Origin of the sequence: Humitalea sp. 24SJ18S-53, assembly GCF_050632385.1 — a bacterium.
Lineage (GTDB): Bacteria > Pseudomonadota > Alphaproteobacteria > Acetobacterales > Acetobacteraceae > Humitalea.
The window spans coordinates 1,459,512-1,474,942 of record NZ_CP192599.1; the positions used below are offsets into that span (position 1 = coordinate 1,459,512).

At 68.1% G+C, this 15,431-nt stretch carries 13 protein-coding genes; 9 read left to right on the top strand and 4 right to left on the bottom strand.

What is annotated here, in order from left to right; genetic code table 11:
* The first annotated feature begins 45 nt into the window (after window positions 1-45).
* Genes ACQW02_RS07120 through ACQW02_RS07130 form a run of 3 tightly spaced genes read left to right on the top strand, consistent with a single transcriptional unit; the run spans window position 46 to window position 3,076 of the window.
* Entirely contained in the window at window positions 46-915 is an 870-nt protein-coding gene (locus ACQW02_RS07120; RefSeq protein ID WP_431284569.1) for an FAS1-like dehydratase domain-containing protein, read from the top strand.
* Window positions 912-2,114: a CaiB/BaiF CoA transferase family protein gene (locus tag ACQW02_RS07125; protein ID WP_431284570.1), complete on the top strand. Its 1,203-nt coding sequence runs from the start codon at window positions 912-914 to the stop codon at window positions 2,112-2,114. The genes ACQW02_RS07120 and ACQW02_RS07125 overlap by 4 nt, the downstream gene beginning before the upstream one ends.
* Window positions 2,111-3,076: a Bug family tripartite tricarboxylate transporter substrate binding protein gene (locus ACQW02_RS07130; protein WP_431284571.1), complete on the top strand. Its 966-nt coding sequence runs from the start codon at window positions 2,111-2,113 to the stop codon at window positions 3,074-3,076. Before ACQW02_RS07125 ends, ACQW02_RS07130 begins: the two co-directional genes overlap by 4 nt.
* A 130-nt stretch (window positions 3,077-3,206) precedes the next feature.
* Here the strand turns inward: ACQW02_RS07130 and ACQW02_RS07135 are convergent, their stop codons facing one another.
* The gene (locus tag ACQW02_RS07135; RefSeq protein ID WP_431284572.1) at window positions 3,207-4,247 is read right to left on the bottom strand and encodes a lactonase family protein; all 1,041 of its coding nucleotides are present in this window, start codon (window positions 4,245-4,247) and stop codon (window positions 3,207-3,209) included.
* 390 nt (window positions 4,248-4,637) lie between these two features.
* Between ACQW02_RS07135 and ACQW02_RS07140 the strand changes: the two genes are divergently transcribed.
* Genes ACQW02_RS07140 through ACQW02_RS07165 form a run of 6 tightly spaced genes read left to right on the top strand, consistent with a single transcriptional unit; the run spans window position 4,638 to window position 11,126 of the window.
* Window positions 4,638-5,753, top strand: coding sequence for a mandelate racemase/muconate lactonizing enzyme family protein (locus tag ACQW02_RS07140; protein WP_431284573.1), 1,116 nt, complete (start codon window positions 4,638-4,640; stop codon window positions 5,751-5,753).
* Between the two features lie 47 nt (window positions 5,754-5,800).
* Entirely contained in the window at window positions 5,801-7,390 is a 1,590-nt protein-coding gene (locus tag ACQW02_RS07145; RefSeq protein ID WP_431284574.1) for an ABC transporter substrate-binding protein, read from the top strand.
* A complete protein-coding gene (locus ACQW02_RS07150) occupies window positions 7,383-8,321 on the top strand; it encodes an ABC transporter permease (RefSeq protein WP_431284575.1) in 939 nt (312 codons plus the stop codon). The genes ACQW02_RS07145 and ACQW02_RS07150 overlap by 8 nt, the downstream gene beginning before the upstream one ends.
* Entirely contained in the window at window positions 8,318-9,178 is an 861-nt protein-coding gene (locus tag ACQW02_RS07155) for an ABC transporter permease (RefSeq protein ID WP_431284576.1), read from the top strand. Before ACQW02_RS07150 ends, ACQW02_RS07155 begins: the two co-directional genes overlap by 4 nt.
* Entirely contained in the window at window positions 9,175-10,137 is a 963-nt protein-coding gene (locus tag ACQW02_RS07160; protein WP_431284577.1) for an ABC transporter ATP-binding protein, read from the top strand. Before ACQW02_RS07155 ends, ACQW02_RS07160 begins: the two co-directional genes overlap by 4 nt.
* Entirely contained in the window at window positions 10,134-11,126 is a 993-nt protein-coding gene (locus tag ACQW02_RS07165) for an ABC transporter ATP-binding protein (RefSeq protein ID WP_431284578.1), read from the top strand. The genes ACQW02_RS07160 and ACQW02_RS07165 overlap by 4 nt, the downstream gene beginning before the upstream one ends.
* A gap of 39 nt (window positions 11,127-11,165) precedes the next feature.
* Here ACQW02_RS07165 and hflX read toward each other — a convergent pair whose 3' ends face one another.
* The 3 genes from hflX to ACQW02_RS07180 all read right to left on the bottom strand — a co-directional run bounded on the left by hflX (window position 11,166) and on the right by ACQW02_RS07180 (window position 15,425).
* A complete protein-coding gene (gene hflX / locus ACQW02_RS07170) occupies window positions 11,166-12,518 on the bottom strand; it encodes a GTPase HflX (RefSeq protein ID WP_431284579.1) in 1,353 nt (450 codons plus the stop codon).
* 65 nt (window positions 12,519-12,583) lie between these two features.
* Complete coding sequence (locus tag ACQW02_RS07175; protein ID WP_431284580.1) at window positions 12,584-14,302, bottom strand: ABC transporter permease subunit; 1,719 nt, start codon at window positions 14,300-14,302, stop codon at window positions 12,584-12,586.
* A gap of 13 nt (window positions 14,303-14,315) precedes the next feature.
* The gene (locus ACQW02_RS07180; protein WP_431284581.1) at window positions 14,316-15,425 is read right to left on the bottom strand and encodes an extracellular solute-binding protein; all 1,110 of its coding nucleotides are present in this window, start codon (window positions 15,423-15,425) and stop codon (window positions 14,316-14,318) included.
* Window positions 15,426-15,431 lie beyond the last annotated feature (6 nt).

Consider the following 15,431-nt stretch of genomic DNA (forward strand, 5'->3'; position numbering starts at 1 on the left):
GACGCAGTCGGGCCGCTCGGGACAATGCGGCAACGGAGGAAACGCATGCCCGATACGAAGGTGGATGGCGACGCTTTGCAGCGCTGGATTGGCCGCAGCGAGGTCGTGGAGGACGAGGCGGCCGCGACGATGGTCCGCCGGCTCGCCGCCCTGCTGGATCGCGACCCTGGCCGCCATGTCACCGGTACGATCCTGCCGGAAGGCTGGCACGCCGCCTTCTTCGTGCCGATCACCCCGCAATCGCAGATCGGGCCGGACGGGCATCCGCGCAAGGGCGACTTCCTGCCGCCGGTGCCGCTGCCGCGCCGCATGTTCGCTGGGCGGCGTATCCGCTTCCTCGCCCCGATCACCATCGGCGCGGCACTGCGCCGCACCTCCACCATCGCCGCGGTGACGCCAAAAACCGGCCGCAGCGGCCAGATGGTCTTTGTCCGCGTCGACCATGTGATCGAGGCCGATGGCGTGCCAGCGATCGCCGAGGAACACGACATCGTCTATCGCGCGGAGGCATCCAAGGGCGCCGTGACGGCCCCGGTCGAGCCGCCGCCCGCCTTGCCCGAACCGGATGACAGCGAAATCTACGCGCCGGACAAGGTGACGCTGTTCCGCTATTCCGCCATCACCTTCAACGGCCACCGCATCCACTACGACAGCGACTACACCACGTCGGAGGAAGGCTATCCCGACCTGGTCGTGAATGGCGGGCTGACCGCGCTGCGGCTCTGCGAACTGGCCAAGCGCAACCTGCCTGGGGGCCGGATCGGCCGGCTTTTCGTGCGCAACGCCAGTCCGTTCTTCGTCAATCGCAAGGGCGAATTGCGCTGCGTGCGGGAGGCGGATGGGCGCCTGTCGCTCTGGGCGGTCGACGACAAGGGCAAGATCATTGCCCAGGCCGAAGCGGGGGCCGGTTCTTGACCGGCAAGCGCGGACCGCTCGCCGGCATCCGGGTGCTGGATGCGACGGGCGTCATCGTCGGCCCGACCGCGACGCTGATCCTTGCCGAACAGGGCGCCGACGTCATCAAGGTAGAGCCGCCGGAGGGCGACCTGATGCGCCGCCTGGGTGGCACGGCGCCGGCAGGCATGCCGGGGATGTCGCCCAAGTTCATGCATTTCAATCGGAACAAGCGGTCCATCACGCTCGACCTGAAGTCGCCGGAGGGCAGGCAGGCGATGCTGCGGCTTGCCGAGACCTCAGATGTCTTCATCAGCAACATGCGGCCGCGGGCGCTGGCCTCGCTGGGTCTCGCCTGGGCGGATCTGTCGGCGATCAACGCGCGGCTGGTGTATTGCACCATCTCGGGCTTCGGCTCCGGCGGCCCGTATGACGGGGCGCCGGCCTACGACACCATCATCCAGGGCCTGTCCGGCGTCGCCGCCTGCCTGGCGGCGGTGTCGGGCGAGCCGCGCTTCGCCCCCTTCGTGCTGACCGACCACATCGTCGGCATCCTGGCCGCGCAATCCATCTGCGCCGCACTGGTGGCCCGGGCGAGCAGCGGCCAGGGCCAGGCGATCGAAGTGCCGATGTTCGAGAACGCCGCCGCCTTCGTGCTGTCGGAACACCTGGGCCAGCGCACCTTCGACCCGGACGGCACCATGGGCGACCCGCGGATCATGACGCCCGATGCGCGGCCGCTGAAGACGCTGGACGGCTATATCTGCGTTTCCGCCAATACCGATGGCCAGGCACGCGGCTTCTTCGCCGCGATCGGGCGTCCGGAGCTTGCCGAGGATCCCCGCTTCCGCACCGTCTCCGCCAGGCTGAGGAACGTCGCGGCCTATTTCGGCCTGCGCGCCGAGGTGATGGCCACCCGCACCACCGCCGAATGGCTGGAGGCGCTGCGTTGCCACGACGTGCCGGCGATGCCCTATCATACGTTGGAAACGCTGCTGGACGACCCGCAACTGCGCGGTTCCGGCGTGCTGACAGAAGAAAAAGAACAGGAGGACATCATGTTGGGACTGCGACACGCCAATCGCTATTCGGGGTCGGGCCTGCCGCCCTCCCGCCTCGCGCCACGGCTCGGCGAGCATGCGGCGGAGATTCTGTCCGAGATCGGCTATGACGAGGCCGCGCAGGCGCGGTTGCTCGGCAACAAGGCGATCGCTTCGTGAAGCGCCGTTTCCTTTTGGGCGGCGCCACCGCCCTGCTGGCCGCCCCCTCCATCGCGCAGGAAGAATGGCCCAACCGGCCCATCAGGCTGATCGTCCCCTTTCCGCCGGGGGCCGCCAATGATTCACTCGGCCGCGCCATTGCTGACCAGCTTGCCCCCCGGCTCGGCAAGCCCGTGGTGGTCGAGAACCGGCCCGGCGCCGGCGGCGCAGTGGGCTCCGAAGCGGTGGCCCGCGCCGCGCCGGATGGCTATACGCTGCTGCTCGGCCATATCGGCACGCTGGCGGTCAATGTCGCCATCTATCCGCGCCTGCCCTACGACCCCATCCGCGACTTCGCGCCGGTCGGGCTGATCGCCAATGTGCCGAATGTCATTGCGATCAACCCGAAGCTGCCGTTTCAGGACCTCAAGTCGCTGGTCGACTATGCGCGCGCCAATCCGGGCAAGCTGCGCTACTGCTCCGCCGGCAATGGCAGTGCCGCGCATGTCGTCATGCTGGCCTTCCTCAGCGCGACCGGGGTGGAGATCGAGCACGTGCCCTATCGCGGGCTCGCGCAGGCGCTGACCGACCTGACGGCGGGCCATGTCGATGCGACGACCGGTGGTGTGCCGACGGTGATGCCGCTGGTGCGGCAGGGCCTGCTGCGCGCGCTTGGCGTTTCCAGCGGGCGCCGCGCCGCATCCGCGCCGGAACTGCCGACCGTGTCCGAGACCGTGTCGCCCGGCTTCAACGTGGTGCCCTGGTATGGCGTCGCCGCGCCCGCCGGCACGCCCGCCGGCATCATCGATCGCCTGAACGCGGAGATGAATGCGAGCCTTGCCGCACCTGCGGTCGCGGCAAGGCTGCAGCAGGAGGGCGCCGAGCCGGCACCGGGCACGCCGGCCGCCTTTGCCGCGCTGATCCAGTCGGAGGTGCCGCGCTGGGGCCGGCTGATCCGCGAGGCCGGCGTGACGGCGGATTGACGGGCGGCGGCATGACGGCAGCCACGGGCCGGGCGTCGACGCGGCGGGGTCTGCGCGATCGCCAGGTGGTCCGTCCACGGCGTGTCGTCGATAACGAGGCCGAAGCCGTCGGGACTCTGCGTGAGGTCGGTCAGCCCAGGGTCACGACCTCGATCCAGCTTGGGTCCGCCGGCGCATCGACCTTGCCGCGCAGGGTCAATGCACCGGTGTCCTGGTCGATCGCGTAGACCGCCACGACATTCTCGGCCTGGCTGGCGCAGAGCAAGAAGCGGCCTTGCGCCGCGATGGCGAAGCCGCGCGGCGAGCCGACGACCTCCAGCGTCCCCAACGCGGTCATGCGGCCGCTTTGGGGATCCAGGCGGAAGCCGCCGATCACGTTGGTGCTGCGCACGCTGGCAAAGGCGAAGCGGCCGTCGGGGGTCAGGTGCAGATCCGCGGCGCGCGCATTGCCGGTGAAACCGGGCGGCATCAGGCTTTCATACTGCAGCGTCCGCAACGCACCCGTATCGCGGTCGGCGGCGAAGGCAGCGATCGTGCCGCCGGTCTCGTTGATGCCGTAGAGCACATCCAGCACGGGATGTTGCGCGAGGTGCCGCGGGCCTGCGCCCGGCTGGCAGTCGATCGCCGGCGGATCGGCCGGCAGCAGGATCATGCTGGCCGGGTCGAGCCGAAACACCAGGATCGCATTTCCATCCACGGTTGTCGCATAGATCGTCCGGCCATCGCGGCCCGGGATGATGCAATGCGCCTTGGGCTCGGTCGGGATGACCTGCCGCGGCGCGGTCGTACAGGCGCCGTCCGGGCCGACATCGCTGACCGTCAGCTTGTCATGCATGTAGGAGGCGCCGAGCAGCAGCCGGCCCCCCGCCGCGACCGAAAGATAGGCCAGCGGCGCGGGCAGCGGCGCGATCGCGATCGCCGTCAGCGCACCGCTGTTGCGGTCGATCGCGAACGTGCTGACGGTGAAGGGCTCGCATCGCACCGCGGCGTAAAGCATCGTACCGCCTGCGTTTCGTGCGAGCGGCATGTTCGATGGGGATGGCCCACCCTCGCCGGGCACGGCGGTGGTGCCGTGCGGCGTCAGCGTGCCGCTTCCGGGGTCCAGGCGAAAGGATCGGATCTCCCGGCTGCCCGCGCAGGACACATAGGCGATGATGGTTCCCGTGGTCACGACAGGTGGTTCTCCGTGGCCGCCGCGCGGCGATCCTTCGCTTCGGCCATTCGGCCTTGATGCCTCGGTCGCCCATCGTCTGGCGCCGGCGCGGCATGCTTGCGGCGTCACGATCGGCCAAAGGCCGCGGCCCGTCCAGGCGCACCGGCGCCGCATCGGAGTCAAAGCGTGCCGGCAGTTCCGGCCAGTCGGGGAGCTTGGCGTATTCCTGCGCCATACACCCTGGGCCAGGATCGGGTGGCGGGTGCTTGGCCTGGACCTGGCGCATGCCGCACGACCCCGGCCGGGTGGGGTGCAAGGGCCTTGTCTTCGCTGGGAGGGAATGGCTTAGTTACCGCGCGCCGGCGACAATTTGCTACGATCGGTCGTCGCGTTCACGGCGGGGCGTCCATGAAAATAACAAAAATAGAGGCGTTCCAGGTGGACTGGAGCGAGCCCGGCCAGAAGGGTGGCCGAAGCGCCTTCGTGCGGATCGAGACGGAGGACGGGCTGTTCGGCATGGGCGAGGCCTCGCCGATGGAGGGCGGGCTTGCGTCGCTGGTGATCATCGCCCGGCACCTGGCGCCGCTGATGATCGGCAAGGATGCCCTGGATCACACCGTCATCCTGGAAACCCTTTTCCACAAATGCATCAAGCTCGGCCCCGATGGCGCGCTGTCCGGCGCGCTGGCGGCACTCGACATCGCGTTGTGGGACCTGAAGGGCAAGCTGCTGGCCCAGCCCGTGCACAAGCTGCTGGGCGGGGCGTGGCGAACCAGCCTGACCTGCTACGCCTCGATCGGCGGCAATGCCTGGCGCACGGTCGATGAGGTCGTGAAGATCGTCGAGAAGCGGGTCGCCAGGGAAAAGCCGGCCGCCGTGAAGATCCGCTGGGATGGCGACCGTACCAAGGTGGACGTCGATATCGCCGGCGACATCGCCAAGGCGAAGGCCGTGCGCAAGGCGCTGGGCGATGGCTTCATGCTCGGCTTCGATGCCAACAACGGCTATTCCATCGGCGGTGCCATGCGGGTCGGCCGGGCGCTGGAAGATCTGGGCTTCACCTGGTTCGAGGAACCGGTGCAGCACTATCATGTGTCGGCGATGGGCGAGGTGGCGCAGCGCCTCGACATCACGGTCTCGGCCGGGGAGCAGACCTATACGCTGCAGGGCGTGAAGGACCTGATCAATGCCGGCGTCAGGATGGTGCAGCCCGACATCACCAAGATGGGCGGCATCACCGGCATGATGCAATGCGCGGCACTGGCCCATGCGCATGGCGTGGAACTGGTGCCGCACCAGACCCAGCCATCGATCGGGCACCTGGCCAATCTGCACCTGCTCTCGACCATCATGCACCTGGCCAAGCCGGTGGAGCTTGCCGACAATTGGGAGCGTGTGGGCAAGGTGTTCAAGAACCCGTCGGAGCCGGTGGAGGGGCTGTTCACGCTGCCGACCACCCCGGGCCTCGGCATGGAATATGACGCGGCGGAACTGCGGCGACGTACCATCCCACTCGCGGTCTGAGACCAGGAATCCGGCAAGAGGTTCTGGGCAATACGGGGAAGAACGACATGACCATCTCCCGCAGGCAATTGGGATTGGGCGCGGCCTCGCTCGGCCTGGCCTCGGCGGCGCCGGCGCTCGGACAGACGGGGCCGATCACCATCGCCCTGGCGTCCCGCGCGCCGACGACGCTGAACCCGCAGCAGCCGGGGCCGACCGGGGGGGACAATTGGGGGATCCGCCAGGTCTTCGACCAGTTGGTGAAAGCGGAGGACGGCACCTTCGCGATACGCCCGCAGGATTTCCAGCCGAACCTCGCCGCGTCATGGGAAAGCAGCGGTGACGCGAAGACCTGGACCTATCGGCTGCGGCAGGGGGTGCAGTTCCACAAGGGCCATGGCGAGATGACGTCGGAGGATGTGCTCTTCACCTTCTCCCGCCATCTCGATCCCGCCATCGTCACCAACCAGAAAGCGCTCTTCTCCAACATCGCGTCGGTCGAGGCGCCGGATCGCTACACCATCCGCTTCCTGTTGAAGCGGCCGGACCCGCTGTTCAATGGCAGCGTCGCGACCACGGCCGGCGCCTCCATCCTGTGCAAGAAGGCATTTGAGGAACGCGGCGCGCGCTTCAACCTCGATCCCATCGGGACCGGCGCCTATCAGGTGGAAAGTGTCAGTCCGACACAAGGCATATTGCTTTCAGCATTCCCGCAGCATTTCGCCGGCGTGGCCGCTTCCCCGCTGATCCGCATTGCCTTCATCGCGGATACCACGGCGCGGACGCTGGCCTTCGCGTCGGGCCAGGTGGACATGATCGAGGGGGTGCGCGCGCCGGGCTGGATTCCGACCATGCGGCAGCGCTCGCCCAGCAGCATCTTCGACGCCACGGCACCGGGCAGTTTCAACACGCTGCACCTGAACCTGACGCGGGCGCCGCTGAACAACCTGAAGGTGCGGCAGGCGATCCGCTTTGCCATCAACAACGACCAGATCGCATCGGCGTTTTCCGGCCTGTCGGTGCCGATGGTCGGGGTCATCGCGCCGCAATTCGCGGGTTCGGTGACCAAGGAGCAATTGCCGCCGGAGTTGCGCTACGCGCCGGATCCGCGGCGCGCGCGGGCGCTGTTGGCGGAAGCCGGCTTCCCGAATGGTGTCACCATTCCCTGCTTCACCAGCCAGCGCGAAGACTATGCCGCGATCATGCTGATCATCCAGGAACAGCTACGTGCCGCCGGCATCAACCTGCAGATGCAGGTCATCGACCACGCCACCATGCATGCGGAGAACCGCAAGGATCGCAATGCGATGGCGCTGTATTCCTCCAGCTATCCGCCGGTGCCGACGCAGCCGCTGTTGCAGCAACTGGTGTCCCCGGCCGAGGTGAAGGCGGATGGCTCCGGCGGCGAGAACTACAGCCACTACGGCGTCGCGATTCCGGGCATCGATGCGTTGATCGAAGAAGCGCAGGACGAGCCGGATTTCGAGAAACGCACGGGCCTGATGCAGGATATCGAAAAGCAGGTGCTGCGCGACCTGCCGCTGCTGGGCATCGTCACGCTGTCCTACGTCATCGCGCGCAATCCGCGGGTGGACATCGGCTTTCCGGTGAAGTCCGGCTACGCCTACTGGCCGCTGAACAGGGCCAGGCGTGTTTAGGACCATCGCGGCGCGCCTGCTGGACGCCGTGCCGACGGTGTTGCTGGTGCTGACGCTGATGTTCGTCACGCTGCGGCTGCTGCCGGGCGATCCGGCGCTGGTGGTGCTGGGCGATTACGCGACGCCGGAGCAACTGGCGCTGTTCCGCCGCCAGATGGGGCTGGACGTGCCGGTCTGGCAGCAGTTCTTCGCCTTTCTGTGGAACATGCTGACCTTGGATTTCGGCGCCTCCATGATCACGCAGCAGCCGGTGGTGCAACTGATCGCGGAGAACCTGCCCTTCACGATCGAGCTGACCTTGCTCGCCACGGCGATGGGGTTGGCGGCGGGCGTGCCGCTTGGCGTGCTGGCCGCGGTGAATCGCGGCGGATGGCCGGATAGTGGCGTGCGGGTCTTCTCGCTGATCGGCTACGCCATCCCGGATTTCTATCTGGGTGCGCTGATGCTGATCGTCTTCGCGCTGAACCTTGGCTGGTTTCCGATCAATGGCGGCGGCGAGGGGTTTTGGGACCGCCTGTATCACGCCTTCCTGCCGGCCTTGACGCTGGCCATGGTGAAATCCGCCTTCCTCGGCCGCCTGACCCGGACGTCGCTGCTGGAGGTGCTGGGCCGCGATTATGTGCGCACGGCACGCGCCAAGGGCGCACGGGAGACACGCGTCATCTACCGCCACGCGCTGCGCAACGCGCTGCTGCCGGTCACCACGGGTCTGGGGCTCAGTCTGCTGGCGACGCTGTCGGGCTCGGTCGCCATCGAGTTGATCTTCAACCGGCCTGGCATCGGCGAGATGCTGATCAGCGCCATCGCCAAGCGCGACTATCCCGTCATCCAGGGTGGGGTCGTGATCTTCGCCTTCTTCGTGGTCTTCGTGAATCTTCTCGTGGACCTCGCCTATATCGTCGTGGACCCGCGTATCCGGGTGAAGGCATGAGCCTGGAACTGGCGCCGGTTGAACCGCGCTTCGTCGGGTTTCGACTGCTCTTCGCCAAGCCCACGACGATCGCAGCACTGCTGGTGGTGTTGTGTTTCATCACGGTGGCGCTGCTGGCACCCGTGATCGCGCCCTACGATCCACTGGCGCAGAGCTATTTGCGCATCAACCAGTATCCCTCGATGGAGCATTGGCTCGGCACCGACCAGTTCGGCCGCGACGTGCTCTCGCGGCTGCTGTATGGCGCGCGCAATTCGCTGATCTTCGGGTTGATCTCGCCGACCCTGGCGGCTGTTGTCGGCACCACGCTCGGGGTCATGGCGGGGTATTTCGGCGGCTGGATGGATCGTGTCATCAGCCGGGTCATCGACCTGCTGCTGGCGTTTCCGGAATTGCTGCTGGCGATCATGATCTCGGCCGCGCTGGGCGGCGGGTTCTGGAATGTGGTGATGGTGATCGCCATCGCCTTCGTGCCGGGCTTCGCCCGCGTGGCGCGGTCCTCGACGCTGGCCGTTCGGCAGGAACCCTATATCGAAGCCTCGGTCGCGGTCGGGTTGGGGACCGGGAAGATCATCCTTCGGCATGTGCTGCCGAACATTTCGGCGCCGATCGTGGTGCTTTCGACGCTGTGGGTCGCCTCGGCCATCAGGCTGGAGGCCTCGCTGAGTTTCCTCGGTCTTGGCACCCAGCCGCCCAATCCAAGCTGGGGCAACATCATTCGCGATGGGCTGGGCAATATCTTCGGCTCGCCCTGGCCGATCATCGGGGCGGGGTTCGCCATCACCGTGGTCGTGCTGGCCTTCAACGTGCTGGGCGATGCGCTGCGCGACCTGCTCGATCCGGATACCGCTGGATGAGCCTGCTGCGCATCCAGGACCTGACGGTCGCCTTCGGGCCGAAGGATCGGCCGGTGCGTGCCGTCGATGGCGTCAGCTTCGCCGTCGAAGCCGGGGGCGCGGTCGGGCTGGTGGGGGAATCCGGCTCCGGCAAATCCGTCACGGCCCTGTCCATTTTGCGGCTGATCGCGGCGCCGGGGCGGATCGTCGCGGGCAGCGTGGAATTCGAGGGCGTGGACCTGCTGCGCCTGCCGGCCGACCGCATGCCGGAGATCCGCGGCCGCGACATCGCCATGATCTTCCAGGAACCGATGAGTTCGCTGAACCCGCTGATGACCATCGGCGACCAGGTGGCGGAGGCGATCCTGCTGCACCAGCCCCTCAGCCGCACCGCGCGCCGGGCGCGGGTGATCGAATTGCTGGGGCTGGTCGGGATTCCGGATGCCGAGGGTCGGCTCGGCGCCTATCCGCATCAATTCTCCGGCGGCATGCGCCAGCGCGTGATGATCGCCATGGCGCTGGCCTGCAATCCGAAACTGCTGATCGCGGACGAGCCCACGACGGCGCTGGACGTCACCATCCAGGCCCAGGTGCTGGCGCTGATGGCGCGCATCCGGGCCGCGACCAATACCGCGATCCTGCTGATCTCCCATGACCTCGGCGTGATCGCCGAGATGTGCGAGCGCGTGGTGGTGATGTATGCGAGCCGCGTGGTGGAAGAAGGCGCCGTGCACAGCATCTTCCGCCAGGCCGCGCACCCCTATACGCGCGGGTTGTTGCAAGCCATCCCGCGGCTGCACGATGATCGGCACCGGCTGCATCAGATTCCCGGGTCAGTGCCGCTGCCGGGCCAGGTCACGGCGGGGTGCCCGTTCCTCGCCCGCTGCGACCTGCACGTCGCGCGCTGTGCGAGTGAGATGCCGCCGCTGACCGTGCTCGGCGACGGGCATCGCGCCGCCTGCTGGGTCACGGCGCCATGACCGAGCCGCTGCTGCGCGCGGAAAACCTCGGGAAAACCTTCGATGGTGCCGCGCGGCTGCCGTTTCTGCGCGCTGCCGCCGGGGTGCGGGCGGTGGATGGCGTCAGTTTCAGCATCGGCTATGGCGAGACGGTGGCGGTCGTCGGTGAATCCGGCTGTGGCAAATCGACGCTCGGCCGGCTTCTGCTGCGCCTGATCGAACCCAGCGACGGGCAGGTGTTCTTCGAGGGGACGGCGATCGGCACGCTGTCGCATCGCGCGCTGCGGGATATCCGCCGGCATGCGCAGATGGTGTTCCAGGACCCTTTCGGTTCGCTGAGCCCACGCCGCACCGTGGCCCAGATCGTGGCCGAACCGCTGGAGGTTTTTGGCTTGCTCAAGCGCGGCGGGCGCGACCAGGTGGCGGCCTTGCTGCATCAGGTCGGGCTGTCGCCCTCCGCCATGGATCGCTACCCGCGCAGTTTTTCCGGTGGGCAGCGCCAGCGCATCGGCATCGCGCGCGCCATCGCCGCCGATCCGAAATTCATCGTGGCGGATGAGCCGGTTTCGGCGCTGGATGTCTCGGTGCAGGCGCAGATCGTCAACCTGTTGCAGGACCTGCAATCGGCGAAAGGCTTTTCCTACCTGTTCATCGCGCATGACCTGGCCGTGGTCAGGCACATCGCGGATCGGGTGGTGGTGATGTATCTGGGGCGGGTGGTGGAGATCGGGCCCAAGCGCCAGATCTACGACGCGCCGCAGCATCCCTATACCCAGGCCCTGCTTTCCGCCGTGCCGGAGCCGGATCCCGATGCGCCGCGCCAGCGCATCGTGCTGGAGGGCGATGTGCCGAGCCCATCGCGCGTGCCGCCGGGATGCAGCTTCCAGACACGCTGCCCGCTGGCGCAACCGGTCTGCCGGGTGGAGCGGCCGGCGCTGCGCGCGGTGGCCGATGGCCAGAGTGCCGCCTGCCATTTCGCCGCGCCGAACCCGATTCCGCTGCGCGGCTGAGCGGAGGCAGCGCCGGATGTCGCCCCTGGCCGCGCAGCCTCAGTTCGCGGCAAGGCTCCGTCGCAGCCGCGTGATGGCGCCGGGCAGGCCGCGGACCTTCAGCACCCGGCCGGTTTCGTCGTAATCCTCGGACAAGACCCGCGCGCTGTCATAGACCTCGCCGATCAACCCTTGTTTGGCATAGGGCAGCACCAGCACATCCTCCACCATCGCCGCCTCGAAGAATGCGATGATGGTGTCCCGCAGCGCGCTCACATCCTCGGGCGCGTGGGCGGACAGCAGGATCGCGTCGGGATGTTTCTCGATCAGGGCGGCGCGCCCGGCGGCGACCACCCGGTCCATCTTGTTCAAGACCAGGCGGGACGGCACCACATCCGCCCCGATCTCGCGCAGCACGCTGCGGCTCACCTCCAACTGCGCCTCATAGGTCGGGTCCGACGCGTCGACGACGAACAGCAGCAGCGAGGCCTCCAGCGCCTCCGCCAGGGTGGAGCGGAAGGAGGCGACCAGGTCGTGCGGCAATTGCTTGATGAAGCCGACCGTGTCGGAGACGAGCACGCGGGGCCTGGTCTCCGGCTGCAGGGTGCGGACGGTGGTGTCGAGGGTGGCGAAGAGCTTGTCCTCCACCAGCACCTGGCTGCCGGTCAGCGCCCGCATCAGGGATGACTTGCCCGCGTTGGTGTAGCCGACCAGCGCCACCCGCAACTGGTCGCGCCGGGCGGAGCGGCGCTGGTCGCTGTCGCGCTGCACCGCTTCCAACTGATCCTTCAACTCCGCAAGCCGGTCGCGGATCTTGCGGCGGTCGAGGTCGAGCGTGCTTTCGCCCGCGCCCGGCCCCTGTTGCCGTCCGCCGCCGCCCGAGGATTCCCGCAGGCGGGGCGCCACGTATTTCAGGCGCGCCATCTCCACTTGCAACTTCGCCTCACGCGTATTGGCGTGGCGGTGGAAGATCTCGACGATGACCCCGGTGCGGTCGAGCACCTGGGCGCCGGTGGCGCGTTCCAGGTTGCGGATCTGGCTGGGCGACAGCTCATGGTCGACGATGACGAACTCGGGCTTGCGGGCCGCGTCGCCATCGGGCGCCGGGGTGGGCGTCGCCTCGGCGGCCCCGTCGAACCGCAGCCGGGCCTTGGATTTCGGCGGCGGTGCCATCGAGCCGACCAGGCCGGTGCCGCCCGTGAGCGCCGCCAGTTCCGCCAGCTTGCCGCTGCCCAGCAGCGACCCCGCGCCGGTGCCTTCGCGGCGCTGCGACACCGTGCCCACCACCTCGTAGCCCAGGGTCTTCACCAGGCGTCCCAGCTCCTCCAGGCTGGCTTCATGCGCGATGTCATCGACATCCGGCGTCTGGATGCCGACGAGGATGGCGAGGGGGATAGGGGGCTTGGTCTGCATGGCGGTCACCTAGCATGGTTCGCGCCGAAGCTTGCAGCGCCCCTATCTTCCTCCCCCCTTCCGAATCAGTGGGCGCGGCGTGCGCGCCCCTTCATCAGTGCTCCCGATGCGACGAAGACCAGCAGGGCGGCGAGTTGCAACACGCCGACGACCGCGGTCTTGGGGCTGATTTCCAGCCGGATGTCTTCCCACATGCGGATCGCAAGGGTGGTGCCACGCGGGGAACTCAGGAACAGCCCGATGATCAGGTCGTCGAAGCCGCTCAGGAAGGCGAAGAGGAAGGCGGTCGCGAAGGAGGCCGCCAGGAGCGGCAGCGTGACCGTGCGGAAGACCGTCATGGGCCCGGCGCCGAGGCTGGCCGCGGCACGTTCCATGTCGCGGTCGAAACGCCCCAGGGCGGAGACAAGGATGATCACGACATACGGCAAGCCGGTGACCGCATAGGCGATCCAGAAGCTCGCCGGATGCCCGTTCAATCCGACGGTGACGAAGGTGAAGAACAGGCCGAGGCCGATGACGATATGCGGCAGGATCATCGGCGATACCGCCAGCAGCCAGAGCAGCCGTCGCCCGCCGAAGCGCCCGCGCGCCAAGGCGAAGGCGAAGGGCGTGCCCACGGCCAGCGCCGTTCCGGCGGCGGCGGCGGAAATCCACAGGCTGAACCACCCGGCCTGCAGCCAGTTCGAATCCTGGAAAAAGGCCACGAACCAGCGCCAGGAATAGCCCGGGGGCGGAAAGACGAGGTAGGGCGCGCTGCTGAAGGCGATGACCACCACCACCACCATCGGCGCCAGCAGGAAGACCATCACCGCGATGCCATGCGCCCAGAGAAGCGGCACGGCGACAGGTGCCAGCGCTTCGCCCAGCCGCGCCGCGAAGGGCGCCAAGCCCGCGCCGCGCCCGGGGCGCAGGCCCGCCGCACCGGCACCCCGGATCCGCGTGGCCGGCCCGTCCTCGTCAAGCGGCACGATGCGCCGGCGCAGCAGCATCAGCAGCGCGGCGGCCAGCGCCAGCAGAAGACAGGACAGCGCCGCGGCCACGTCGAATTCGGCCAGCGTGGAGACACGCACCTCGATCGCCTGGGCCAGCAGATAATCGCCCGGTGCGCCCAGCAGCGCGGGCGTGATGTAGAAGCCGAGTGCCGAGAGGAACACCAGCGCCGAACCCGCCGCCAGGCCGGGCAGCGACAGCGGCAGGAAGACGGTGGCGAAGACCGAAGCGGCCCCCCCGCCCAGGCTGGCGCCGGCACGCAGCAGCGCCGGGTCGATCCGGCGCATGGTGGCATAGAGCGGCAATACCATCATCGGCAGCAGGATCTGGACCATGCCGACATAGCTGCCGAAACTGTTGAAGACGAGGCGGAGCGGATCGTCGATCAGCCCGAGGGACATCAGCGTCCGGTTCACCAGCCCGCCGCCGCCCAGGATGGCCACCCAGGCATAGGACCGGATCAGGATGCTGGTCAGGTAGGGCACCGCGACCAGCGCCATGATGACCCCGGCCCATCGCTGCGCACGCGTGGCGATGAGATAGGCGAAGGGATAGCCGATCGCCGCACAGATCAGCGTGACCAGGCAGGCCGTGGACAGCGTGCGCAGGAAGATGTCGAGGAAGATGGGCTGGCCGAAGATCTCCGCATAGGCGGCCAGGCCGAACCGGCCGGCGCGGTGCAGGCTTGTCCATACCACCATGCCGAGGGGGGCGAGGTAGCCGACCGCCAACAGCAGCAGCACGGGCAGCAGCATCGCCACCCGCCCGCGCGCTTCCCGCATCGAACCGCTCATGCGGCGCCCCGGATCACCGGCGGGCCGTGACCCAGCGCTCCCATTCCGTGATGGCGCGGCGCAGCCCGGTCTGCCCCGTCGCATCCGTCGCGTTCCAGAAGGTGTAGTTCTGCACGATCTGCAGGTCCTTCACGGCGGGCGCCGTGGGCAGCAAGGCCGCGCGCTCGGCGGAGATGTGGTTGAAGGCGAGCCCGTTGGTCGGCCCGTATGTGATGATGTCGGAGAACCGCGCCTGCGGCTCGGGCCGGCTCATGAAGGCGATGTACTTTTGGGCATTCTCCGCATTGGCGGCGCCGCGCGGAATGGCCCAGCCGGCCCATTGCAGGATGCCCTGGTTCCAGCTCTTGCCGATCCGCGCGCCCTGGTCGTTCGCACCGTCGATGCGCCCGTTCCATGCGCTGCCGATGGTGGCCTGGCGATCGACCTGGAGCTGGACGGATTCCGCGCCATTGGCCCACCACTTCACCACCTCGGGCCGCACCCGGTCCAGGCTGCGCAGCGCGCGTTCCCAATCGATCGGATACAGGTCCTCCGGCTTCACGCCGTCGGCGAGCAGCGCGATCTCATAGCTCGCGCCATCCGCGGCATTGGCACCCGCTGCCAGGGTGCGGCGACCGGGGAAGTCCCGTGCGTTCCACACATCGGCCCAGCTCTGCGGCGCACGGGTTCCGGCGCGCTGCGTATCAAAGGCGATCACCATGGAATAAAGCATGGCGGGGACGTAGAACCGTGCCGTCGGGACCACGGTGTAGCCGGCCCGGTCGCGCTCGCTCCAGAAGCCGTAGTCGATGGCCTGCAGCAGGCTGTCCTGCTCGAAAGCCGCCATCGAGCCGCCGGAGATATTGGCGACATCGTGCTTCGGCGCGCCGGCCAGGATCGCGGCGCGCTGCACACCGGCGGTGACGCCCGCCTGGTGGATCACGCGGATCCCGGTCTCGCGCTCGAAGGGGTCCGAATAGGCGATGCGCTGCGCGTCACCCATGGTGCCGCCGCCGAAATGCACGATGACACTGCCGCTGCCGCGCAGGCTGTTCTGTGCGATGGCGGGCAGTGCCAGGCTGGCGCCACCAAGCGCCGTGGCGGCGAGAAGGCGGCGGCGAGGGAATTCCTTCGACATCATCATGTGTCC